The organism is Rubellimicrobium roseum (genome assembly GCF_006152145.1).
GTDB classification, from domain to species: Bacteria; Pseudomonadota; Alphaproteobacteria; order Rhodobacterales; family Rhodobacteraceae; genus Rubellimicrobium; species Rubellimicrobium roseum.
Genome location: NZ_VDFV01000044.1, coordinates 1 through 21,410, shown reverse-complemented (window position 1 = coordinate 21,410; position 21,410 = coordinate 1). Strand labels below are relative to the sequence as shown.

Annotated in this window: 22 protein-coding genes and 1 pseudogene; 18 read left to right on the top strand and 5 right to left on the bottom strand. The window is 66.7% G+C overall.

Annotated features, from left to right (window positions below):
- Nucleotide 1 precedes the first annotated feature (1 nt).
- The 6 genes from FHG71_RS18740 to uxuA are packed head-to-tail and all read left to right on the top strand — an operon-like array spanning nucleotide 2 to nucleotide 5,826.
- A complete protein-coding gene (locus tag FHG71_RS18740) occupies nucleotides 2-1,282 on the top strand; it encodes a TRAP transporter large permease (protein ID WP_139083228.1) in 1,281 nt (426 codons plus the stop codon).
- 8 nt (nucleotides 1,283-1,290) lie between these two features.
- A complete protein-coding gene (locus tag FHG71_RS18735; RefSeq protein WP_176559503.1) occupies nucleotides 1,291-1,602 on the top strand; it encodes a cupin domain-containing protein in 312 nt (103 codons plus the stop codon).
- A gap of 13 nt (nucleotides 1,603-1,615) precedes the next feature.
- Nucleotides 1,616-2,440 carry a 5-dehydro-4-deoxy-D-glucuronate isomerase gene (gene kduI, locus FHG71_RS18730; RefSeq protein WP_139083227.1) on the top strand — a complete coding sequence of 275 codons (825 nt, stop codon included), beginning with the start codon at nucleotides 1,616-1,618 and terminating at the stop codon, nucleotides 2,438-2,440.
- Nucleotides 2,437-3,174: a 2-dehydro-3-deoxy-D-gluconate 5-dehydrogenase KduD gene (gene kduD / locus FHG71_RS18725; RefSeq protein ID WP_139083226.1), complete on the top strand. Its 738-nt coding sequence runs from the start codon at nucleotides 2,437-2,439 to the stop codon at nucleotides 3,172-3,174. Before kduI ends, kduD begins: the two co-directional genes overlap by 4 nt.
- Entirely contained in the window at nucleotides 3,152-4,603 is a 1,452-nt protein-coding gene (locus tag FHG71_RS18720; protein WP_139083225.1) for a mannitol dehydrogenase family protein, read from the top strand. The genes kduD and FHG71_RS18720 overlap by 23 nt, the downstream gene beginning before the upstream one ends.
- Entirely contained in the window at nucleotides 4,600-5,826 is a 1,227-nt protein-coding gene (uxuA, locus tag FHG71_RS18715) for a mannonate dehydratase (protein ID WP_139083224.1), read from the top strand. Before FHG71_RS18720 ends, uxuA begins: the two co-directional genes overlap by 4 nt.
- A gap of 226 nt (nucleotides 5,827-6,052) precedes the next feature.
- On the opposite strand, the pseudogene FHG71_RS24385 reads toward uxuA, so the two are convergent.
- Nucleotides 6,053-6,338: pseudogene (locus tag FHG71_RS24385) on the bottom strand (integrase core domain-containing protein); the annotation flags it as partial.
- 21 nt (nucleotides 6,339-6,359) lie between these two features.
- Here FHG71_RS24385 and FHG71_RS18705 point away from each other — a divergent pair.
- Together FHG71_RS18705 and FHG71_RS18700 are read left to right on the top strand one after the other, a co-directional pair.
- A complete protein-coding gene (locus FHG71_RS18705) occupies nucleotides 6,360-6,704 on the top strand; it encodes a hypothetical protein (protein ID WP_176559501.1) in 345 nt (114 codons plus the stop codon).
- A 186-nt stretch (nucleotides 6,705-6,890) separates the two neighbouring features.
- Nucleotides 6,891-8,240 carry an MFS transporter gene (locus FHG71_RS18700; protein WP_139083221.1) on the top strand — a complete coding sequence of 450 codons (1,350 nt, stop codon included), beginning with the start codon at nucleotides 6,891-6,893 and terminating at the stop codon, nucleotides 8,238-8,240.
- A 185-nt stretch (nucleotides 8,241-8,425) separates the two neighbouring features.
- Here the strand turns inward: FHG71_RS18700 and FHG71_RS18695 are convergent, their stop codons facing one another.
- The 4 genes from FHG71_RS18695 to FHG71_RS18680 all read right to left on the bottom strand — a co-directional run bounded on the left by FHG71_RS18695 (nucleotide 8,426) and on the right by FHG71_RS18680 (nucleotide 12,203).
- The gene (locus FHG71_RS18695; protein WP_139083220.1) at nucleotides 8,426-9,355 is read right to left on the bottom strand and encodes an aldo/keto reductase; all 930 of its coding nucleotides are present in this window, start codon (nucleotides 9,353-9,355) and stop codon (nucleotides 8,426-8,428) included.
- A 126-nt stretch (nucleotides 9,356-9,481) separates the two neighbouring features.
- The gene (locus tag FHG71_RS18690) at nucleotides 9,482-10,165 is read right to left on the bottom strand and encodes an SDR family NAD(P)-dependent oxidoreductase (protein ID WP_139083219.1); all 684 of its coding nucleotides are present in this window, start codon (nucleotides 10,163-10,165) and stop codon (nucleotides 9,482-9,484) included.
- A 100-nt stretch (nucleotides 10,166-10,265) separates the two neighbouring features.
- On the bottom strand, nucleotides 10,266-11,273 hold the full coding sequence (locus FHG71_RS18685; RefSeq protein WP_139083218.1) for a LacI family DNA-binding transcriptional regulator: 1,008 nt from the start codon (nucleotides 11,271-11,273) through the stop codon (nucleotides 10,266-10,268).
- A gap of 129 nt (nucleotides 11,274-11,402) precedes the next feature.
- Complete coding sequence (locus FHG71_RS18680; protein ID WP_139083217.1) at nucleotides 11,403-12,203, bottom strand: aldo/keto reductase; 801 nt, start codon at nucleotides 12,201-12,203, stop codon at nucleotides 11,403-11,405.
- A gap of 135 nt (nucleotides 12,204-12,338) precedes the next feature.
- On the opposite strand from FHG71_RS18680, the gene FHG71_RS18675 reads away from it, so the two are divergent.
- The 10 genes from FHG71_RS18675 to FHG71_RS18630 all read left to right on the top strand — a co-directional run bounded on the left by FHG71_RS18675 (nucleotide 12,339) and on the right by FHG71_RS18630 (nucleotide 21,230).
- A complete protein-coding gene (locus FHG71_RS18675) occupies nucleotides 12,339-13,229 on the top strand; it encodes a carbohydrate ABC transporter permease (RefSeq protein WP_139083216.1) in 891 nt (296 codons plus the stop codon).
- Nucleotides 13,226-14,149 (top strand): carbohydrate ABC transporter permease, encoded by a 924-nt coding sequence (locus tag FHG71_RS18670; protein ID WP_139083215.1) that lies wholly within the window; start codon nucleotides 13,226-13,228, stop codon nucleotides 14,147-14,149. Before FHG71_RS18675 ends, FHG71_RS18670 begins: the two co-directional genes overlap by 4 nt.
- A gap of 4 nt (nucleotides 14,150-14,153) precedes the next feature.
- A complete protein-coding gene (locus FHG71_RS18665) occupies nucleotides 14,154-15,254 on the top strand; it encodes an ABC transporter ATP-binding protein (RefSeq protein ID WP_139083214.1) in 1,101 nt (366 codons plus the stop codon).
- Nucleotides 15,255-15,279: 25 nt separating this feature from the next.
- Nucleotides 15,280-16,524 carry an ABC transporter substrate-binding protein gene (locus tag FHG71_RS18660; protein ID WP_139083213.1) on the top strand — a complete coding sequence of 415 codons (1,245 nt, stop codon included), beginning with the start codon at nucleotides 15,280-15,282 and terminating at the stop codon, nucleotides 16,522-16,524.
- A 79-nt stretch (nucleotides 16,525-16,603) separates the two neighbouring features.
- Nucleotides 16,604-17,125 carry a VOC family protein gene (locus FHG71_RS18655; RefSeq protein WP_139083212.1) on the top strand — a complete coding sequence of 174 codons (522 nt, stop codon included), beginning with the start codon at nucleotides 16,604-16,606 and terminating at the stop codon, nucleotides 17,123-17,125.
- Nucleotides 17,122-17,901, top strand: coding sequence for a sugar phosphate isomerase/epimerase family protein (locus tag FHG71_RS18650; protein WP_139083211.1), 780 nt, complete (start codon nucleotides 17,122-17,124; stop codon nucleotides 17,899-17,901). The genes FHG71_RS18655 and FHG71_RS18650 overlap by 4 nt, the downstream gene beginning before the upstream one ends.
- Nucleotides 17,898-18,722, top strand: coding sequence for a TolB family protein (locus FHG71_RS18645; protein ID WP_139083210.1), 825 nt, complete (start codon nucleotides 17,898-17,900; stop codon nucleotides 18,720-18,722). Before FHG71_RS18650 ends, FHG71_RS18645 begins: the two co-directional genes overlap by 4 nt.
- Before the next feature lie 29 nt (nucleotides 18,723-18,751).
- A complete protein-coding gene (locus FHG71_RS18640; protein WP_139083209.1) occupies nucleotides 18,752-19,729 on the top strand; it encodes an aldo/keto reductase in 978 nt (325 codons plus the stop codon).
- 90 nt (nucleotides 19,730-19,819) lie between these two features.
- Complete coding sequence (locus FHG71_RS18635; RefSeq protein ID WP_139083208.1) at nucleotides 19,820-20,284, top strand: VOC family protein; 465 nt, start codon at nucleotides 19,820-19,822, stop codon at nucleotides 20,282-20,284.
- A 121-nt stretch (nucleotides 20,285-20,405) separates the two neighbouring features.
- Complete coding sequence (locus FHG71_RS18630; protein WP_139083207.1) at nucleotides 20,406-21,230, top strand: 3-keto-disaccharide hydrolase; 825 nt, start codon at nucleotides 20,406-20,408, stop codon at nucleotides 21,228-21,230.
- Nucleotides 21,231-21,410 lie beyond the last annotated feature (180 nt).

Below are 21,410 nucleotides of genomic sequence, written 5' to 3'. Positions count from 1 at the left end.
CATGGAACTCTGGGTCCTGTTCGGCACCTTCGTGGTGCTCATGCTGGTCGGCACGCCGATCGCATTCTGCCTCGGCATCTCGTCCTTTGCCACGGTGGCCTATCTCGGCCTGCCCCCGCTCGTGGTGTTCCAGCGCCTTGCCTCCGGCGTCTCGGTCTTCACGCTGATGGCGATCCCGTTCTTCATCTTTGCGGGTGATCTCATGGTCCGCGGTGGCATTGCGAGCCGGATCGTGGCCTTTGCCGGGAGCCTGATCGGCCATGTACGCGGCGGTCTCGGGCAGGTGAACATCGCCGCCTCCACGCTGTTCGGGGGCATCTCGGGCTCGGCGGTGGCCGAAGCGGCCGCGGTCGGCGGGATCATGATCCCGCAAATGAAGGCGCGGGGCTATGGCGCGGACTACGCCGTCAACGTCACCTCGATGGCGGCGCTGATTGCGCTGCTGCTCCCGCCCTCGCACAACATGATTATCTACTCGATCTCCGGCGGGGGGCAGATCTCCATTGCGGACCTTTTCACAGCCGGGATCATCCCGGGTCTGCTGCTCGCGCTAGCACTGGCGGTGACCGCCTATGTCGTCGCTCGCCGCCGGGGTTATCCGACCGAACCCTTCCCGGGCTTCAACCGTGCGCTCCATCTGTTCATCGTGTCGGTTCCGGGCCTCCTGCTCATCGCCATCATCTTCGGAGGTGTGCGCTCGGGCGTTTTCACGGCCACAGAGAGCTCGTGCATCGCGGTGCTGTATGCGCTGCTGGTCACGGTCTTCGTCTACCGCATGATGGGCTGGTCGGAATTTATCCATGCAACGACCCAGGCTGTCCGGACGACCTCGATGGTGCTGCTCATCATCGGGACCGCCGCGTCCTTCGGCTGGCTGATGGCCTATCTGCGAGTGCCGGCGAGCATGGTCGAGATGATGGGGACGATCTCGGAGAACCCCCTGATCATCCTTCTGCTCATCAACCTGATGCTGCTTCTTCTCGGCACGTTCATGGATATGAGCCCGCTCATCATTATCACCACGCCCATCTTCCTGCCTGTGGTGACGGCGTTCGGGGTGGACCCGGTGCATTTTGGGGTAATCATGATCCTGAACCTCGGGATCGGACTCAACACGCCTCCGCTCGGGCCCGTGCAGTTCGTGGCGGCTGCCGTTGGAAAGATCACGATCTGGGAGGCGATGCGGAGCATCTGGCCCTTCTACGGAGCCGGGCTCGTGGTCCTTCTGCTCGTCACCTACATCCCGGCGCTGTCCCTCTGGCTGCCGTCGCTGTTCCGCTGAGGTCCCTCATGATCCACTCGTTTCCCTCCGTGGCCGTGGACGACCACGTTACCCGCCGCGTTTTGGCCGACTCGCCCGAGCTCATGGTTGTCGCCTTCGACTTCCGGCAGGGCGGTATCGGGGCCGCCCACCACCACCCGCACGTCCAGTCCACCTACTGTGAGAGCGGCCGCTTCCGGTTCCATGTCGACGACCGCGAGTTCGAGGTCGGGCCCGGCGACAGCTTCGTCATCGCCTCGAATGTCGTCCACGGCTGCACCTGCCTCGAAGGCGGGCGGCTGGTGGACAGCTTCGCGCCCCGTCGCGACGACTTCCTCTGACTCAGGAGACCCCATGCTCAAGGTCGAAACCCGCCAAGCGGTCCATCCGGACCATGCCCGCACCATGGACACAGAGGAGTTGCGCCGCCACTTCTTGGTCAGCGACATCTTCGTCCCCGGCGAGATCCGGCTGATCTACAGCCATTACGACCGGATGGTGGTGGGCGGCGCCGTTCCCGACGGCGGCGAACTGGTGCTCGACCGTGTCGAGGAGACCAAGACCGCGACCTTCCTCGACCGGCGCGAGATGGCCGTCGTGAACATCGGCGACACCGGCACCGTGGCCGCGGGCGGCGAGACGCATACGCTGGAGCGGGGCGACGTCCTCTATGTCGGCATGGGCTCCGGCCAGGTGACCTTCGGAGGGCAGGGGCGGTTCTACATCACTTCGGCCCCCGCCCATCGGACCTGTCCAACGCGCCTGATCCGCATCGGAGAAGCCAAGGCCGTCCCGATGGGCGCGCCCGAGACCTCGAACAAGCGGGTGATCCACCAGTTCGTCCACCCGCTGGTCATGGAAAGCTGCCAGCTTGTGCTGGGCTACACGCGGCTGCTCGACGGGTCGGTCTGGAACACCATGCCCGCCCACGTCCACGACCGCCGGATGGAGGCCTACCTTTACTTCGACGTGGACGAAAAGAACCGCGTCCTGCACCTGATGGGGGAGCCCACGCAGACCCGGCATCTCGTCGTCGCCAACGAGGAGGGGGCACTGTCGCCGCCCTGGTCGATCCATTCGGGCGCGGGCACCGGCAGCTACGCCTTCATCTGGGCCATGGCGGGGGACAACGTCGACTACACCGACATGGACATGGTCGGGATCGGGGACCTGCGATGACCGATCCCTTCCGACTGGACGGCCGCCGCGCGCTGGTGACGGGAGCGAACACCGGGATCGGGCAGGCCATCGCTGTGGCCCTGGCCCGCGCCGGGGCCGAGGTGGGCTGCGCCGCGCGGCGCGATCCGGACGAGACGCTGGAGCGGATCGCCACCCAAGGCGGTCAGGGTCATGCCGTGGCCCTAGACCTGTCCGACCCGATGGCCGCCGGTCCGGTGCTGGAGCGGGGTGGCTACGACATCCTCGTCAACAACGCCGGGATCATCCGCCGCGCCGACAGCCTCGACTTCACCGAAGCCGACTGGGACGCCGTGATGGACCTGAACCTCAAGGCGGTGTTCTTCACTTCGCAGGGCTTCGCGCGGGCGCTCGGGGGCAGGGCGGGGGCCATCGTCAACATCGCCTCGCTCCTGTCCTTCCAGGGCGGCATCCGCGTGCCCTCCTACACCGCCGCCAAGCACGGCGTGGCGGGGCTGACTAGGATCCTCGCCAACGAATGGGCGTCCAAGGGCATCAACGTGAACGCTATTGCCCCCGGCTACATCGCCACCAACAACACCGAGGCGCTGCGCGCGGATGCCGACCGGAACAAGGCCATCCTCGCCCGAATCCCCGCCAGGCGCTGGGGCGATCCCACCGATATCGCGGAGACGGCGGTGTTCCTGTGTTCCCGCGCCGCAGGCTACATCCACGGCGCGGTGCTGAACGTCGATGGAGGCTGGCTTGCCCGCTGATCTGCCGCGCCTGACCCGCGACCGCCCTGCGCCGCCCGCAGGCGTTGTCCACCTCGGCGTGGGAGCCTTCTTCAAGGCGTTCGGCGCGATCTGGCTGGAGGACGCGATGGCAGCTTCTGGGGGCGCCTGGGGCGTCATCGGCGTGAGCCTTCGCCGTCCTGACGAGCGCGACAAGCTGGCCCCCCAAGGCTACGCCTACCAAGCGGTCGAGCTCGGCCCCGAGGGTCGGCAGATCCGCAAGGTCCAGGTCCTCCGGGACATCCTGGTTGCCCCCGAGGATCCACAGGCGGTCCTGGCCGCCATGGTTGACCCGGAGATCCGCATCGTCAGCCTGACTGTAACCGAGAAGGGCTACACCCATTCGCCCGCCACTGGGCGGCTCGACGTCGCGCATCCCGACGTCGTCCACGATCTCGGGCGCGCCGACGCTCCTCGCTCCGCCATTGGCTTTCTCGTCCGCGCGCTGGACCGCCGGCGGCAAACCGGGATGCGGCCCTTCACGGTGCTCTGCTGTGATAACCTGCCTGCGAACGGGCGGATGCTGCGCGGGTTGGTGCTGGAGTTCGCCGAACGCGTCGATCCGGCCCTCGCCGCCTGGATCGCGGCCGAGGTGCGCTTCCCCTCGACCATGGTGGACCGCATCGTGCCCGCCACCACACCGGCCGACATCGAGCGGCTGGCCGAAGAGACGGGCCTGCGCGACGAAGGCGCAGTGTTCCACGAGCCGTTCCGGCAATGGGCCGTCGAGGACGACTTCATCGACGGAGCCCGACCGGATTTCGGGGTCGTGGGGGCGCAGCTCACCTCCGAGGTCGAGCCTTTCGAGCTGATGAAGCTCCGCTGCCTGAATGGCACCCATTCGGCGCTGGCTTATCTCGGCTACTTGTCCGGGCACGAGACGGTTGCCGACGCCGTCGCCGATCCGGTCCTTGCCGCGTTCATCGAGCGACTCTGGCGTGCCGAGATCGTGCCCTCGCTGGCCCCGCCCGAGGGCATGGACCTATCCTCCTACACTGACGCCCTGCGGACCCGCTACGCCAACCCGGCCATCCGGCACCGAACCTGGCAAATTGCGATGGACGGCAGCCAGAAGCTTCCCCAACGCATCTTGGGAACCGTGGCCGACAATCTGGCCGCCGGGCGGCCCGTGACGGGCCTGGCCACCGTGGTGGCAGCTTGGATGCGCTATGTGGGCGGCACGGACGGAGCCGGCCGCCCGATCGACGTCCGCGACCCTCTGGCAGACCGCCTCCGGGCCCTGTCGGACGGGGCAGGGGACGCCGAAGCGCGGGCCGATGCGCTCCTGTCGGTTCGTGAGGTATTTCCTGAGGCCTTGGCCGCCGATCCCCGGTTCCGTGCCTCGGTCGCGCGCAGCCTGGGTTCGATCGAGGTCCGAGGCGCACGCTCTACCCTGGAGACGCTTACATGATCGAATGCTGGCGCTGGTTCGGTCCAGCCGACCCGATCCGGCCCGCCGATATCGCCCAGACCGGTGCGGTGGGCGTCGTGACGGCGCTTCACGAGATCCCCTATGGCGAGGTCTGGCCACCCGAAGCCATCGCGCAGAGACAGGCCGAGGTGGCCCGGGGGCCGGGCCTGACATGGCAGGTCGTCGAAAGTCTCCCGATCCACGAAGACATCAAGCGGGGTGAGGGCGACCTGACGCGCTTCTTTGCGAATTATCGGCAGTCCCTGGCCAACCTGGCGGCAGCGGGGGTCCGGACGGTCTGCTACAACTTCATGCCGCTGATCGACTGGACCCGTACCGATCTTGCCGCCCCATTGCCGCGCGGCGGGACGGCCTTGCGCTTCGACGCCGCAAAGATGGCTGCACTCGACATCCACATGCTGGGCCGCCCAGGCGCCGAGGCGGACTGGTCCGAGGACGTTCAGGCCCGCGCCCGAACCTGGTTCGACCTGTCCAAGGGGCTTGATCGCGACGAACTCATGGCCTCCGTAATGGCAGGTCTTCCTGGGGCCTACGACCGCTACGACATCCCCGGCTTGCGGATTGCACTGGGCCGTTGGGCGGGGATGGATCGGGACACGCTCCGCGGCGCTTTCGCCCGCTTTCTGGTCGAGGTGGTTCCCGCGGCCGAGGATCTTGGCATCCGTCTCTGCGTCCATCCGGACGACCCGCCACGCGACCTTCTGGGCCTGCCACGGATCGTTTCGACCGAGAGCGACATCGCGTGGCTGCTCGGGCAGGTGGAAAGCCCGGCGAATGGCCTGACGCTCTGCGCCGGCTCTCTCGGAGCAGGCCCTGCGAACGACCCGGTCGCAATCGCCCAAGCCTTTGCCGGCCGAATTGCCTTTGCGCATCTGCGCAACGTGGCCAAGGAACCGGACGGATCGTTCCAGGAGTCCGAGCATCTTCGGGGTGACACGGACATGGTCGCGCTGATCAGCGTGCTACTGGCCGAAGAGCGCCGGCGCCGCGAAGCAGGCCGCCCGGACCACGCGATTCCGTTTCGGCCTGACCATGGCCACCACCTCCTGAACGATGACGCGCTTCGGACCCATCCCGGCTACCCGCTCGCGGGGCGGCTCCGCGGCTTGGCCGAGTTGCGGGGCGTGGCGACTGCCATCGAGGCTTACGAGGACCGGACTGTGCTGCAACCTGCCCCTCGGCGCGCGGCAAGGCCTGCGTAGGTCACGCCTGTAAGCGGCTCTCGGTCGCCGGCGGACCAAAGCCGACGCGGCTCAGGCGCGGCACAATGTGGATTGTTCAAGGGAAGCTTCCGGTAGATTGAGATGTTGCTGTCATAGATGAAACGACGCGCTACGCGCATGTGGGCGATGTGGACTGTGTCATTGATGTCTGGAGGCATAACGGGACACCGCTGGCATGCCCCAATTGGGTAGTCCGATTTTAGCCTTATTGCATGACGGGCTTGGTCGCCACATTTGGGGTGGCCTGCGAAGTGGCGCGGGTGGCCAAGCGGGCCACTGGACGACTTCCAAACTGGCGGCCGGTGGCCCAAAGCTAAATGCGGGTGCTTGGTATAGTAGTGGCAGTGCCAACCCTCGATCATGATCTGAGCCTCGCGCAGGCTGTGATAGATCTCGCCGTCCAAGAACTCCTCGCGGAGCTTGGAGTTGAAGCTCTCGCACCACCTTTTATCCCACGGACTGCCTGGCTCGATACGGGCAGTCTTCGCGCTACTGAAGGCGACTGCGATGGAATGGTTCACCACGCAATGGGGACCCGCGATCTCCCTGGTCTCGGCCGGCATGGGCCTGACCCCGTCGCCAAGTCGCCTCTCGCTGGGCGGCTGACCGAGGTCCATGACTGGCGCACGATGCTGTCGGGCTTGGCTGCGCTCGCGGCCGTGACGACGCTTCCGGCCGCGCTCCTGCTGCGCCGCCGGCCCGAACGGGCGACCGGGCCGGTGCCGGGCGGGTGGAGCTTCGACGTTATGAGGAGCCACGGCGCTCCACCTCACCAGCTTCGGGCAGGGGCTCGGGGCCTTCGCGACCGCCATGACTTTCTGGCCGTTTCCAAAGCCGGCCAGCCGCACGCGGCGTGAGGCCTGAACTGATGCCCAAGCAGGAGATCGGCGCTGGGCCGAAGCCCGTCGCCCATGACAGCGCCGGCTCGGGCCTTTCGCTGGATCGCATCCGGCCACTGACATACCTAACTGTCGCCTGAAGAGACAGATCGATCCTTGCCGGGGGCCGCAGGGCGATGCCGGCCATCAGCCTGGACATTCGTCATGCGAACCTTCCACAGCGTCCTTGCCAACAACCTCGTGGCCAATGTCACGAACTTCACGGTCTGGTTCGCCATCACCTTCTGGGTGTTCCTGGAAACGCATTCAGTGTTCGCCACGGGCATGATCGCGGGCATCTACCTGGTGCTGACGGCCGGGTTCGGGATCTGGCTCGGCTCTATTGTGGACCACAACTCCAAGAAGTCGGCGATGCTGGGCTCAAGCGTGGTCTCGGCGGCCTTCTATGCGATCAGCCTTGTCCTGCTGCTGATGGAACCGCAGGGCGCCTTCGCCAACCCGTACGGGCCGTATCTGTGGTCCTTCATCTTGACAGTGATGCTGGGCGTCATTGCCGGGAACCTGCGGCCGATCGCCTTGCCGACCCTGGTTACTATCCTCATTCCCGAGAAGCGCCGCGACAGGGCCAACGGGCTGGTTGGCATGGTCACGGGGATCGGGTTCCTGACCACCTCCGTGATCTCGGGCTTCCTCGTGGCCTATACCGGCATGCTGGGCGTCCTGATGCTGGCGCTGCTCACGACCCTGCTGGCGATCCTCCATCTCAGCCTGATCCGGATCGACGAGGGTCGGGGGGAGCCGACGGCGGATGCGCCCAAAGAGCCCAAGCGGGTCGACATTGCCGGCACGGTGCGGGTGATCGCCGCCGTGCCGGGGCTCTTTGCGCTGATCTTCTTCGCCTGCTTCAACAATTTCCTGGGAGGCGTGTTCATGGCTCTGCTGGACGCCTATGGGCTGTCGCTCGTGTCCGTGGAGGTCTGGGGCCTCCTGTTCGGCGCGATCTCGACCGCTTTCATCCTGAGCGGGCTCATCATCTCCAGGACGGGCTTGGGGAGGAACCCCATCCGGACGCTGCTGCTGGTGAACGTCATCACCTGGTCGGTGTGCTGCGTGTTCACCATTCAGCCCTCGATCTGGCTGCTGGCGGCAGGGTGCTTCATATGGATGCTGCTGGGACCTTATGCCGAAGCGGCCGAGCATACGACGTTGCAGAAAGTGGTGCCGCTGGAGCGGCAAGGACGCGTCTTCGGCTTCGCGCAGTCGGTGGAACAGGCGGCGTCGCCGGTGACAGCCTTCCTGATCGGGCCGCTGACGCAGTTCGTCGTCATCCCGTTCATGACCGACGGGGCCGGTGCGGACGCCATCGGCGGCTGGTTCGGCACAGGGCCTGATCGCGGCATCGCGCTGGTGTTCACGGTGGCCGGGCTGATCGGCCTTCTGGTCACCGTCCTTGCCTTCAACTCGTCGCACTACCGTCAGCTGTCGGCGGCTTATGCCAAGGGCAAGACAGATGACGAGGATACGGGCGGGGCGGCCATGACCAACTCAGCCTGACCTCGCCGCCAACTGGGCAGCTCCTCCGATCCCAGGACCCTTTGGCCCATCGGATCACCTGCCGTGCTTCACATCAACAGGCTGACGCTGCGGGGGCGACGGGCGGTCGAGGTCTGGCTCACCTGCCCGTCGTCGGGTCTCGTCCTCAAGGGGCCTGCTGCATGGCTCCGCAGCGGCCGGCCGAGTCACGGCAGGATGTGACCGGCTGCGCGGAAGAGCCTGTACCACTCCTGCCTTGACAGATCCACGCCCGCGCCGGCCACGCATTCACGTACGCGCCCTGGCTTCGTGGTGCCCAGGACGACTTGCATCCGGGCGGGGTGCCGGGTGATCCAGGCCACCGCGACTCCTGTGGGCGTGACGCCGTGGGCCGACGCGATCTCGTCAAGCGCGTCATTCAGCTCCGGGTGACTCTCGCGGTCGCCCACGAACGGACCGTCGAAGAAGCTTTTCTGGAAGGGCGACCAAGCCTGCAGCGTCATCCCTTCCTTGCGCGACCAATCGAGCAATCCGCTGGTGCGCCCAATGGATTGGTCAAGCCCCGACATGTTGAGCGCCACCCCCTCGGCCACGAGCGGCGCGTGGGTGATCGAGAGCTGGACCTGGTTCACCACCAGCGGCTGTCGCACGGCCGTTTTCAGCAGTTCGATCTGCCCGGGCGATTGGTTGGACACGCCGAAGTGGCGCACCTTGCCCGCGGCGTGCAACTTGTCGAAGGCCGAGGCCACCTCCTCGGGCTCCACCAGCGCGTCCGGACGATGGAGCAGGAACACGTCGAGGTAGTCCGTCCTCAGCGCCTTCAGCGAGCCCTCGACGGAGCGCAGCAGGTGCTCCTCCGAGAAGTCAAAAAACTTTTCGCGGATGCCGGCCTTGGTCTGGATGACCATGCGCTCCCGGTCGGCTTGGGTGAGCCGCAGAGCCTCGCCGAAGCGGGTCTCGCAGTGGTGGCGCATGCCGCCGTAGATGTCGGCATGGTCGACCATGTTGATTCCGGCGTCGAGCCCCGCCCCGACCAGGTCGCGGATCTCGGCATCGGACATCTTGCCGATCCGCATCAGGCCGAGGATGACCGAGGACACCGAGAGGTCGGTGCGGGGAATGTCGATCTGCTTCATGGTGACTCCGATCCGGATCAGCGGAGCGCCAGCGCCTGAGGACGACCCCAGCTGCGCGCGTCCGCAAGTGTGGAACATGCTGGCCCAAGTCGGGAGAAGGGCCAAGCTCTCGCATGATGCTCTGGTTCACCAGAGTTGTGGTTGACCGTCCTTGAAGAAGCCACCAGTCGGGCCGTCGTCCGGCAACGTTGCGAGGCGCATGACGTGGCGTGCAGCGACCTCCGGCTCGTCGGCGTCCTCACGGCCCATGCGGGTCCGCATCCAGCCTGGGCACATCGCATTGATCTTGATCGATGGTGGCAGTTGCCGTGAAAGGGCGAGGGTGAGCGCGTTGAGCGCCGCCTTGGCGACACCATAGGCGTTCGGGCCAGGGAGCCCGGCTCCGAAGCTCCCCGCGATGGAGGAGATGTTGACGATGCGCCCCCAGCCGCGCTCGGCCATCCCAGGCGCATAGAGCCGGATCAACTCGTAAGGGGAATGCACCATCACCCGCATCTGAGTCCCGAACCCCTCCGGATCCTCGATCATCGGCGTGACGTGGGCGAGGCCCGCGTTGTTGACGAGGATGTCCAAAGGTCCCGTGACTTCGGGCAGACGGGCCAGCGTTTCGGGGCGGTCGAGATCCATAGTGATGACGCGCACCCCTCGACCGATGTCCCGTGCGACCTCCTCGCCTGCCGCGCTGTCGCGGACACCGAGCCATACCTCGGTGCCTTCTGCCGCCAGCGCGGCGGCCGTCGCGCGTCCCAGCCCTCGGTTTGCCCCGGTGACGAGGGCCATCCGAGACGGCGATGTGGAGATGGAAGCCATCAGGGAGACCTCGGCAGGACGGCCAAGACGGCCGTGGGTTCGGAGGGGAGTTGGAAGGTGCCGCAAGCTCCGGTCCTCGTGGCGAGGATGTGGAGCAGGCTCATGGATGGCGACCAGTGCTCTCGCGCAGGACGAGTTCGGGCTGGATGCGGATCAGCTCCGGAGGAGGCGCCTGGTCCCTGTTCCTGATCAGCGTGATCAAGCGCGCTACGGCTTGGCGGGCCAGATCGACCGCCGGGTAGTCCACGCTGGAAAGGGGAACCGAGGCGTATTCGGCGTACTCGATGTTGTCGAAGCCGAAGACGGCAACATCGCGCGGAACGGCAACGCCGTTTTCCTGGCACCAGCGCAGACCCCCCAGGGCGAGTCGGTCATTGGCCGTCAGCACCGCCGTGGGTGGCTCGCTCAAAGCCATGAGCTTTGCGAAGGCAGCATGGCCATGGCCGACGGAATCACCTTCGGGGTTGATGACGAGCTCGGGAGACGGTTCGATCCCGATCGTTCGCAGCGCCATCTCATAGCCCTCGGCCTTGGCCGGGTTGCCACGCAGATACGCGCCGTCGATGAGACCGATGCGACGGTGGCCCGCTCCGAGAAGATGCTGCGTCGCCCGCAACGCTCCTGCCTGCTCATCCAGGCAGATGACGTCCACGTCGCCCTCGCCGTCGCCGGCCAGCAGAACCATCGGGGTGCCGGCGACCCGCAGGCGCCGCAGGTGGTCGAGGCGGCTGTGATCGTGGGGGTAGACCAGCATGCCGTCGACCTGCCGGGCCCGGAAGGTGGCCAGCGCACGCAGTTCCTCCTCCGGGTCGCCGTTCGAGGCGGCCAGCAGGGTGACGTAGCCGAGGTCCTTGAGCTCCTGCTCGACCGAGCGGGCGACCTGGGTGAGGAGCGGGCTGGTGATGTCCGTCAGCAGAAGGCCGATCGTCTTGGTCTGGCGGCTGACCAAGGCCCGTGCCGAGTAGTTGGGCGTGTAGTCGAGCGCCGCAGCGGCAAGCCGGATCTTGTCACGGGTGTCCTGCGGGATGCGCGGGCTGTCCCGCAGGGCCAGGGACACGGTGTTGACCGAAAGTCCCGTTCGTTCCGCAATATCCTTCAGTCGTGCCACGACGTTGGACCCCTTGGCTCTCGGACGCTCGAAGACGGCACCAACGGAGGTGGACTGCCGTCTCGATCTGCCCTGCCTTGCCGCGTCCCGGGTATGTACCGCAGTTCTCCGCTCCTTCCCATCATGCCCTCAGTCCCAGTCAGGGCCCCAGGCGGGGTCGATGGACCGGATGCCACGGTCCAGGACGTCGATCTCGGCCAACTCGTCGGACGACAGGCTGATCTCCTGCGCCGCGAGGTTCTGGGCGATGCGGTCGGGGTTGCGGGAGGTCGGGATGGCGGCATAGCCCTGCGCCAGTTCCCAGGCGAGGGCGACCTGCTCGGGCGTTGCGCCGCGCTCGTCCGCTATCCTCCTCAGCACCGGGTCGGCGCCGACCTTGCCGCGGGCGAGCGGCTCGTAGCAGGTCACGATCATGCCGCGGGCGACGCAATGGTCGGCGAGCTTGCGGTTGCGGAACCAGGGATTGAGCTCGACCTGGTTGGTCAGGATCGCGCCGTCGCCGAGGATCGACCGGGCCTCCTCGATGAGGGCGATGGTGAAGTTCGACACGCCGATGTGGCGCGCGAGACCGCGCTCCTTGGCCTCCGCGATCTGGCGCAGATAGATTTCGGGCGCGGGGCCGCCTTTGCGGGCGGGCCAGTGGATCAGGGCGAGGTCGACGTGGTCGAGCCTCAGCGCATCGAGGCTGCGTTCGAGCGAGGGGATGACCTGCTTCTCGCCCAGGTTCTCTTCGGAGACCTTCGTGGTGACGAAGACCTCGTCGCGGCTGAGGCCCGAACGACGGACGGCCTCGCCGACTTCCCGCTCGGTGTCGTAGGTCTGGGCCGTGTCGAGGTGCTGGTAGCCGACCTCGAGCGCAGCAAGGATTGCGGCGATCCCCTCCGGCCCGGTGCGTCCGTAGGTGCCAAAGCCCAGCCGTGGCATGTCCATGTCGCGCCTCCTCCCCGTTCCGTGATCAGCATTGCTTGTTGACAGTTTGGAAACTACGGCAGTATTAACGTTAACACAAGCAGCCCAAAAGGGCCACGCCCGAGCCCCTAGACGGGCTCAAGAGGGAGGATACCCATGACGATCCGCTGGACGCGGATCGCTCCGCAGCTTGCGCTGTCACCCGCCCTGGCGGTCACGATGGTTGCATTCATCGGATCGATCCTTTGGACGATCTACCTGTCGCTGACCCGGTCGCGCCGGGTCCCGGACTACGAGATCGATTGGACTGAGTGGTCGCGGCAATACGCCCGGCTGTTCAACGACGATGGCTGGACGATCGCGCTCTGGAACCTGATCACGCTGGGCATCGGCAGCGCGCTCGCTATCGTCTTCGGCTTCATCCTGGCTGCGATGATCGACCGCGAGAAGCGGGGGGAAAGCTTCTTCCGCACCGTCTTCCTGTATCCCCTGGCCGTGTCGCTGATCGTGACGGGGGTGGCCTGGCGCTGGATCCTGAACCCCGACATGGGCCTTGAAGCAACGATGCAGCGCTGGGGCTTCGAGGGCGTGTCCTTCAACTGGCTCGCCCAGGGCGACACGGCCATGTACGCCATCATCCTTGCCTCCGTCTGGCAGAGCGCGGGCTTCTACATGGCGCTGATGATCGCCGGGTTGAAGTCGATCAACTCCGAGATCTGGAGCGCGGCCCGCCTCGACGGGGTGGGCCTCTGGCGCCTCTACATCGAGATCATCATCCCGATGATGAAGTTCACCTTCCTGACCTGCGCGATCCTGCTTTCGCTGGGCGTCATCAAGGCCTTCGACATTGTCCTGGCCATGACGAACGGCGGGCCGGGGCAGTCCACATGGGTGCCGGCCTACTTCGTCATCAACGCGCTGAGCCAGAAGCAGAACTTGGGCTACGCCTCGGCCGCGGCGGTGATGATGCTGATCATCACGGCAGTGGTGTTCCTGCCGCTCGTCCTGCTGACCGCCTGGCAAGCCCGCCGGAGGAACGCCGCATGACCGACATCGCTTCGGCCGCCACCATCGGCGCCACCGTCGACTCCCGTCCCGTCGTTCGCCGCCGCAAGAAGCGGATCACGGGCCGGTCCATCGCGGTGATCGTGTTCCTGACCATCTGCGCGCTGTTCTTCTGCGTGCCGCTCTACGTCGTGCTGACGACCTCGCTCAAGACCATGGACGAGATCCGGCAGGGCAATATCTTCGCCCTGCCGCAGGTCTGGACCCTGGAGGCCTGGCGCTTCGCCTGGTTCGAGGCCTGCTCGGGCATCAACTGCGACGGGCTGCGGGTGGGGTTCTGGAACTCGGTCCTGATCCTGATCCCGTCGCTGATCCTGTCCATCGCGCTGTCCATCGTGACGGGCTATGCCTTGGCGCTGTGGGACGTGCGCTGGGCCGGGACGTTCCTGTTCCTGATGTTCATGTGCGCCTTCGTGCCCTTCCAGATTATCATGTACCCGCTGATCGCCATGACGCGCTCCATCGGGGTATACGGAACGATCTGGGGTGTCGCGGTGGTCCACGCGGTGCTGGCCATGCCGGTCCTCGTGCTGATCTTCCGCAACTACTACAAGGACATCCCCCAGGAGATCATGAACGCCGCGATCATGGACTCCGGGTCGTTCTGGCGCATCTTCTTCGAGATCATCCTGCCCATGTCGGGCAACATCCTGATCGTGGTGCTGATCCTGCAGATCACCTCGATCTGGAACGACTACCTGATCGGCGTGACCTTCGGCGGCTTCAACACGCAGCCGATGACCGTGAACCTCGCCAACATGGTCACGGTGTCCACGGGCACGGCCTCCTACAACGTGGACATGGCGGCGGCGCTGCTGACCGCGATCCCGCCGCTCCTCATCTATTTCCTCGTCGGCAAGTTCTTCGTCGCGGGCATCACCGCCGGCGCGATCAAGGGATGATCCCATGCCCCGTGTAAGCTTCGAACGCATCCACAAGACCTATGGCGCCGTCTCGATCCTCAAGGATCTGAACCTTTCCGTGGAGCACGGCGACTTCCTCGTGCTGCTCGGGCCGTCCGGCTGCGGCAAGACCACGCTTCTCAACATGCTGGCCGGGCTCACCGACGTCACGGACGGGCGCATCATGATCGGCGACCGGGACGTGACCGACCTCGATCCCAAGGACCGCGGGCTGGCGATGGTCTTCCAGTCCTACGCGCTCTACCCGACCAAGACGGTGCGGGGAAACTTGCGCTTCGGCCTCGCGTCGGCCCGCTTGTCGTCCGAGGAAGTCGATCGGCGCGTCGCCTGGGCGGCCAAGCTTCTCCAGATCGAGCCGCTCCTCGACCGCAAGCCCGCGCAGCTCTCGGGCGGGCAGCGGCAGCGGGTGGCCATCGGCCGGGCGCTGGTGAAGCACGCGGAGGTGCTGCTCTTTGACGAGCCGCTGTCGAACCTCGACGCCAAGCTGCGGACCGAGATGCGGTTGGAGATCAAGCGGCTGCACGAGGAACTGAACCCGACCGTGGTCTACGTCACTCACGACCAGATCGAGGCCATGACCATGGCCACCAAGATCGCGGTGATGAACAACGGCGTCATCCAGCAGTTCGGCACGCCGGATCAGATCTACGAGCGGCCCGCGAACCTCTTCGTGGCGGGCTTCATCGGCTCGCCCGCCATGAACCTCAAGAAGGCCCGCGTCGCGAAGCGTGACGGGCTGGTGACGGGGCACTTCGGCAACGGGCAGGAGATCCTGCTGAACGACTACCGCTTTGCCCAAGTGCCGCAGGAGGGGGCGGAGATCGTCGTCGGGATGAGGCCCGAGTACTTCGGCGTGCCGGACTCGCCGGTGAACGGGGCTGCGGCCGTCTTCGACCTGCCGGTCGCCTACACCGAACGCACTGGGTCGGACGCGACAGGCTACCTGCGCTTCGACGAAGGGCTGCTCTCGCTCCGGGTCGAGCCGAGCCAGGCCGCCCGGCTGGCCGGAGGCCAGAAGGTCAGAGTCGCCTTCCCTCCGGGCAAGGCGAACCTGTTCGACGCCGCCACGGGAGGGCGGCTCTAGATCTCAACTCGGGAGGAGACCGACAATGACCAAGATCTTCAAGGGCGGGCTTGTGGCCGCGCTGCTGGGCAGCACCGCAGCGACAGGTGCCCTGGCCGAGGACACGATCATCTTCCACAACTGGTCTTCGGGGCCGGAGGTGGCCGCGCTCAACATCCTCAAGAGCAAGTTCGAGGAGATGGGCCATACCTGGACCGACGTGGCGATCCCGCACGACACGGGGTCCAACGTGAGCCTCATCAACCTCGTTACGGGGGGCAACCCGCCCAACGTGTTCCTGGAATCGAGCCCCGGCTTCTATCGCGACCTCGCCGGCCTGGGGATGGCCCGGCCGCTCACCGACTTCTACGAGGAGGGTGGCTACCTCGAGCACCTGCCCGAAGCGGCGGTCCAGTCCATCACCGTGGACGGCGAGATCATGAAGATCCCGACCGCGATGCACATCGATGGCATGATCTACTACAACATGGACGTGGCTGAGGCGGCCGGCGTCGATCCGACCGCCTGGACCTCGCTCGACGCGATGTTCGCCGACTTCGAGAAGGTGGCCGCCGCAGGCTATAATCCCCTCGCCATCGGTGGCGAGCAGTGGCAGGTGGGCTATCTGGCGCACGCCCTGGCGGCCACGGTCGGCGGTCCCGAGTTCTTCACCGCCCTTTACGGGGAGAACCCCGACCCGGCCGCCCTCGACAGCCCCGAGATGCGCGAGATGCTGGATCTGCTGCGCCGCTTCCAGCAGGCCACCGACGAGGGGTCGGTCAACCGGACCTGGAACGAGACCACCAACACGGTCATCACCGGCGAAGCGCTGATGCAGATCCACGGCGACTGGATGAAGGGCGAATGGCTCGCGGCCGGCAAGGTGCCGGGCGACGACTTCGGCTGCATCGAGATCCCGGGGGCCGAAGCTGTCGTCGTGACCGTCGACTCCTGGGGTGTCCTGGGCGGGCAGTCGCCCGAGATGGATGCCGCCGAGCTCGACTTCGCCCGTGTCGTCCTCGACCCCGCCGTTCAGGCGGAGTTCGCGGCTGCAAAAGGCTCCACGCCCACCCGGCTCGACGCGGTGGGCGAGGTCGACGTCTGCTCGCAGTACGTCCTCGACGTCTTGGAGGACCCCGCGCGGCAGGTGCCCAGCCCGCACTCGACGGTCGACGCCGACTGGATGTCCTCGATGTGGGACGTGCTCTTCACCTACTGGAGCGATCCCGAGATGACCGCCGACGAAGCGATCGAGCAGCTGAAAGAGAACTACGAGACGATCCTGGGCTGACGCCCGCCAGTGGCGGCTCCGGGCCTGCAGGCCCGGAGCCGCCGGACACCCCGATCTACTGATACAAGGGAGACTGACCATGGCGCCCAAGGACGCCCCGGCCGACGCGCGACTTCTGGACGAAGACGCGGTCATGCAGATCTGCTTCGTCACCCACGACGCGGAGAAGTCCGCCCGCTGGTTCTCGGAGCTGACCGGCAAGCCGATGCCCAATGAGGGCAAGGCCGCCGACCCCGACGAGGCGCAGGCCATCTACCATGGCCAGCCTGCCCGCGTGGGCTGCAAGATCCGGATGTTCGCCTTCGGCAACATCGACGTGGAGTTCCTGGAGCCCGGCCCGGAGAAGAGCGCCTGGCGCGATCTTCTGGAGGAGAAGGGCCCCGGCTGCCACCACATTGCCTTCCGCACCCGCAACCTGACGAAGCGGCACGACTACCTGGAGGAGAAGGGCCACAAGCTCCTCCAGCGGGGCGAATTCGACGGCTCGCATGGGCGCTACGCCTACTACGACACGGTGCCCGACCTGGGCGTGATGATCGAGCTGCTGGAGTTCAACAAGGATATGGAGCCCCAGGGCGACACCGCGAGGGCGGCCGAGTGACCTATCCCACCGCCTACCAGCTCTACTCCTCCCGCAACTTCCCCCCGCTCGAGGCGCAGCTCCCCGAGCTGAAGGCCATGGGCTACGACGCCATCGAGCCCTGGCTCCCGGCCTACGAGGCTGACCCGGCGGCGTTCCGCCGCGCCCTCGACGACGCGGGGCTGGGCTGCATGGGCTTCCACATGCCCCTGAAGGGGCTCGTGGAGGACACGCAGCGCTTCATCGACATCGCGCTGACTCTCGGCGCGCAGGTCATGATCCCGCCCTATGTCGCGGCCGAGGAGCGCGAGCCCACGCCCGACTACTGGAGAAGCGTGGGCAACAGGCTCGCCCGCGGGGCTGAGGCCGCGGCACGGCACGGGCTCAGCGTCGCCTGGCACAACCATGACTTCGAGTATCACCTCCTCCCCGACGGCTCGCGCCCGATCGACCACATCCTCGGCGTCAGCGATCTCGTGAAGTTCGAGATCGACTGCGGCTGGATCGTGCGCGGCGGGGCGGATCCGGCGGCGGAACTCGAACGCTACGCCGACCGCATCGTCGCCATCCAGCTCAAGGACACCGCTCCCCTGGGCACCCGCGAGGAGGACGGCTGGACCGCCACCGGCGACGGCATCATCGACTGGACCGCGCTCGCGCCGCTCATGCGCCGGACCGGGGCCACCCACATCGTGGCCGAGCACGACAACCCCGCCGACTGGCGCCGCTTCGCCAGCCGCTCCATCGACCACATGCGCGCGCTGGGCCTCGCCGCGCCGCGAAGGGACGCCGCATGAGATCCTCGCTCGAAACCTTCGATCTCGACACCGGCGAGGCCACGGTCCTCCTCCGGACCGACCGGCTGATCGAGGCGCCGAACTGGTCCCCGGACGGCCGCTTCCTCGTGGTGAACGGCGAGGGCCGGCTCTTCCGCGTGGAGCTCGACGCGCCCGAGCTGTCCGAGATCGACACCGGCTTCGCCCGCGACTGCAACAACGACCACGGCATCTCGCCGGACGGGACCATGCTCGTCATCTCGGACGGCACGAGGACGGGCCAGAGCTGCATCTACACCCTCCCCATCGGCGGGGGCGAGCCGCGGCAGGTCACGGAAAAGACTCCCTCCTACTGGCACGGCTGGTCGCCCGACGGCCGAACGCTGGCCATGTGCGCCCAGCGCGACGGCAGCTACGGCATCGTGACGATCCCGGTGGACGGGGGCGAGGAGACGCGCCTGACCGATGCGCAGGGGCACGCGGACGGACCGGACTACTCTCCGGACGGGGAATGGATCTGGTTCAACTCCTCGCGGGGCGGCACCATGCAACTCTGGCGGGTCCGCTCGGATGGCAGCGTCATGGAGCAGATGACCGAGGACGACCGGGTCAACTGGTTCCCGCACCCGTCCCCCAAGGGCGACACCGTCCTTTACGTGGCCTACGAGCACGGCGTCGAAGGCCACCCCCGCGACAAGGACGTGGAACTGCGGCTGCTGGACCTGACGGAGCGGAGCATCCGGACGCTTCTGCCGATCTTCGGCGGGCAGGGCTCGATCAATGTTCCCTGCTGGCACCCGGACGGCCGCCGCTTCGCCTTCGTCCGCTACGCCCGAACCTGAACCCGAACCATCTAAGAAAGGAGTCCCGCATGGACACCGTTCGCCTAGGCCGCTCCGGCCTCGAGGTCTCCCGCATCTGCTTCGGTACCATGTCGTTCGGCAAGAAGACCGACGAGCGGCCATGGGTCCTGGGCGTCGACGAGGCCCGGCCCATGTTCCGCGCGGCCTGGGAGGGCGGGATCACCTTCTTCGACACCGCCAACGTCTATGCCGAGGGTACCTCGGAAGAGATCACCGGCCAGTGCCTGTGGGAACTGGCGCCGCGCCACGAGATCATCCTCGCGACTAAGGTCTTCGGCCGGATGCGGCCAGGGCCGAACGGGCAGGGGCTGTCCCGGAACGCCATCCTGCACGAGATCGATCAGAGCCTCCGGCGGCTCGGGACCGACTACGTGGACCTGTACCAGATCCACCGGCACGACCCCTTCACCCCCTACGAGGAGACGATGGAGGCGCTGCACGAGGTGGTGAAGGCCGGCAAGGCCCGCTACATCGGAGCCTCCTCCATGTGGGCTTGGCAGTTCTGCAAGTACCAAGAGGCCGCGCGCGCCAATGGCTGGACCGAGTTCGTGTCCATGCAGGACGAGGTGAGCCTGGTCTATCGCGAGGAGGAACGAGAGATGCTGCCGCTTTGCCGCGCGGACGGGATCGGCGTCCTGCCCTGGTCCCCGCTGGGCGGCGGGAAACTGACCCGGCCCTGGGGAACGCACACCGAGCGATCGACGACCGACCGCTACAACAAGTCCATGTACGACGCCGCCGAGGACGCGGATCAGGGAGTCGTGCAGGCCGTGACCGAAGTGGCCGAGGCTCGCGGCCTCACCATGGCCCAGGTGGCGCTGGCTTGGCTGCTCCGGAAGCCCGGCGTCACGGCCCCCATCGTCGGGGCATCGAGGATCGGGCATGTGCAGGATGCGCTCGCCGCAGCCGAGTTGGAACTCTCCGACGGGGAGGTCGCGCGTCTGGAGGCGCCCTACCGCCCGCACCAGGTGCGCGGCTTCTCGTGACCCCTCGGGCGCGAGCTCCTCGGGGCCGTGCCGACCAAGAAATCAGGCCGCCTTGGCACGAGGTGGCCAAATACCGGAAGGACTTCATTCATGGCGATCTTCAAGACCCTCGGCCACTTGGCCCTCCGGGTCAACGATCTCGACGCCTCGGTGGCGTTCTACAACAAGATCGGCTTTCCCGAGATGCTCCGCCTGCTGAACGACAAGGGTGACCCCTGGATCGTCTACCATCGGATCACCGACGAGCTGTATCTCGAGCTGTTTCCCGGAGGCGACGGCGAGATGGTTTCCCCGCCCGAGCGGACGGGGCTCATGCACCTTTGCCTCACGGTCGACGACATCGACGTGGCGGAGGTCGAGCTCAAGAAGGTCGGGGTGGAGCTCATGCGTCCCCGGGATTCGAAGCGCGGGCTGGACGGCAACCGCGGCATGTGGATCGAGGACCCCGACGGGCGCCAGATCGAGATCATGGAGATGGCGCCGAACTGCATCCAGGCTGAAGCGGTGCGCAACCTTCAGGCGGACGGCCGACCTCGGGCCCTGTCGCTATCCTGACGACCAGAGCCGAAGAGCCCCCTTGGCCGCCTCGTCCGCTGAGCCGGCCCGAGGCGGCGAGCGCCCGGAGAAAGGACCTCGATCCCGGGCCGCCGACTGCACCCAAGCCGATGAGAGCCAGATGTCCGGCGACGTGATCCGCCTGTTCGACGGCGAGACGCTGAAGGGATGGCACGCGGTTCCGCGCGTGATCGTCCCGCGGTGGCCCCGTGATCCGATGCGCCAACTTGACGCCACAACGACGGATCGGATCCTCCGCCACACGGGTCGCTGGACGGTCGAGGACGGCGCGATCTGCGGTCGACAGGACCCGCCCGGCAGCGGCTTGGGCGCGTACCTCGTCAGCGACGAGACGTTCGGCGACTTCGAGCTTCTGTTCGAAGCCAAGCCGGACTGGCCCGCCGACACCGGCATTATGCTCCGGGCCAGCGCGCTCGGCGCCCAAGGCTATCAGGTGCTTCTCGACCATCGCAAGTCGGGCAACATCGGGGGCTTCTACGGCAACGGAATTGGCGGGTTCCACGCGATCAACTTCACGCTCGATGCCGAGCGCGATGCGGCCGGACGGGTCACCGGCCTCAGGGTCGAGGACCCGGCCACGACCCTCGAGCCCATCAGTGACCTCAAGAGGGCGCTGCTCACCCAAGCCGCGAGCGGTGAAGCCTTCCTGTCCGCCTGGAGGTGGGACGATTGGAACGAGTTCCGGATTACGGTCCGCGGCACACTCCCGACCATCACTACCATCGTCAACGGCCTGCGTGTGGCCGAGCTGGACGCGGCGCGGCTCCCCTCCGAGGTCTTCGATGCCGAGGGCGCGCTCGGCCTGCTCGGGCGCCGAGGGCACATCGCCTTTGAGGTCCACGACAACGACCCCGGCATGGGCGACGCACGCTGGGCCTCCGAAGCCGTCTGCCGGTGGCGCAACGTTCGGATTCGGCCACTCTGAAAACTGCCTGTCAGGTTTAGCCCTTGAGATCCGACAAAAGCATCGGGCGTGATTACGGTGCTCCACCACGACGCTCGTTCTCGCTCTGGATCGCAGCAAGCGCCCGTTTCGGCGTTGTTGCGTAACCCATGAGCGAGGGGGCTCGCGCGGCGGGTCTGCCTGCTTATCTGGGCGGCCATG

Bases quoted from the DNA above. Each gene is read 5' to 3' on its own strand.
- FHG71_RS18675 (WP_139083216.1), top strand. From the start codon at position 12,339: ATGACGATCCGCTGGACGCGGATCGCTCCGCAGCTTGCGCTGTCACCC.
- FHG71_RS18635 (WP_139083208.1), top strand. From the start codon at position 19,820: ATGGCGATCTTCAAGACCCTCGGCCACTTGGCCCTCCGGGTCAACGAT.
- FHG71_RS18645 (WP_139083210.1), top strand. From the start codon at position 17,898: ATGAGATCCTCGCTCGAAACCTTCGATCTCGACACCGGCGAGGCCACG.
- FHG71_RS18655 (WP_139083212.1), top strand. From the start codon at position 16,604: ATGGCGCCCAAGGACGCCCCGGCCGACGCGCGACTTCTGGACGAAGAC.
- FHG71_RS18690 (WP_139083219.1), bottom strand. From the start codon at position 10,165: ATGGCTTCCATCTCCACATCGCCGTCTCGGATGGCCCTCGTCACCGGG.
- FHG71_RS18640 (WP_139083209.1), top strand. From the start codon at position 18,752: ATGGACACCGTTCGCCTAGGCCGCTCCGGCCTCGAGGTCTCCCGCATC.
- FHG71_RS18700 (WP_139083221.1), top strand. From the start codon at position 6,891: ATGCGAACCTTCCACAGCGTCCTTGCCAACAACCTCGTGGCCAATGTC.
- kduD (WP_139083226.1), top strand. From the start codon at position 2,437: ATGACCGATCCCTTCCGACTGGACGGCCGCCGCGCGCTGGTGACGGGA.
- FHG71_RS18695 (WP_139083220.1), bottom strand. From the start codon at position 9,355: ATGAAGCAGATCGACATTCCCCGCACCGACCTCTCGGTGTCCTCGGTC.
- uxuA (WP_139083224.1), top strand. From the start codon at position 4,600: ATGATCGAATGCTGGCGCTGGTTCGGTCCAGCCGACCCGATCCGGCCC.
- FHG71_RS18720 (WP_139083225.1), top strand. From the start codon at position 3,152: ATGGAGGCTGGCTTGCCCGCTGATCTGCCGCGCCTGACCCGCGACCGC.
- FHG71_RS18670 (WP_139083215.1), top strand. From the start codon at position 13,226: ATGACCGACATCGCTTCGGCCGCCACCATCGGCGCCACCGTCGACTCC.
- FHG71_RS18665 (WP_139083214.1), top strand. From the start codon at position 14,154: ATGCCCCGTGTAAGCTTCGAACGCATCCACAAGACCTATGGCGCCGTC.
- FHG71_RS18680 (WP_139083217.1), bottom strand. From the start codon at position 12,203: ATGGACATGCCACGGCTGGGCTTTGGCACCTACGGACGCACCGGGCCG.
- FHG71_RS18660 (WP_139083213.1), top strand. From the start codon at position 15,280: ATGACCAAGATCTTCAAGGGCGGGCTTGTGGCCGCGCTGCTGGGCAGC.
- FHG71_RS18705 (WP_176559501.1), top strand. From the start codon at position 6,360: ATGGTTCACCACGCAATGGGGACCCGCGATCTCCCTGGTCTCGGCCGG.
- FHG71_RS18735 (WP_176559503.1), top strand. From the start codon at position 1,291: ATGATCCACTCGTTTCCCTCCGTGGCCGTGGACGACCACGTTACCCGC.
- FHG71_RS18630 (WP_139083207.1), top strand. From the start codon at position 20,406: ATGTCCGGCGACGTGATCCGCCTGTTCGACGGCGAGACGCTGAAGGGA.
- kduI (WP_139083227.1), top strand. From the start codon at position 1,616: ATGCTCAAGGTCGAAACCCGCCAAGCGGTCCATCCGGACCATGCCCGC.
- FHG71_RS18740 (WP_139083228.1), top strand. From the start codon at position 2: ATGGAACTCTGGGTCCTGTTCGGCACCTTCGTGGTGCTCATGCTGGTC.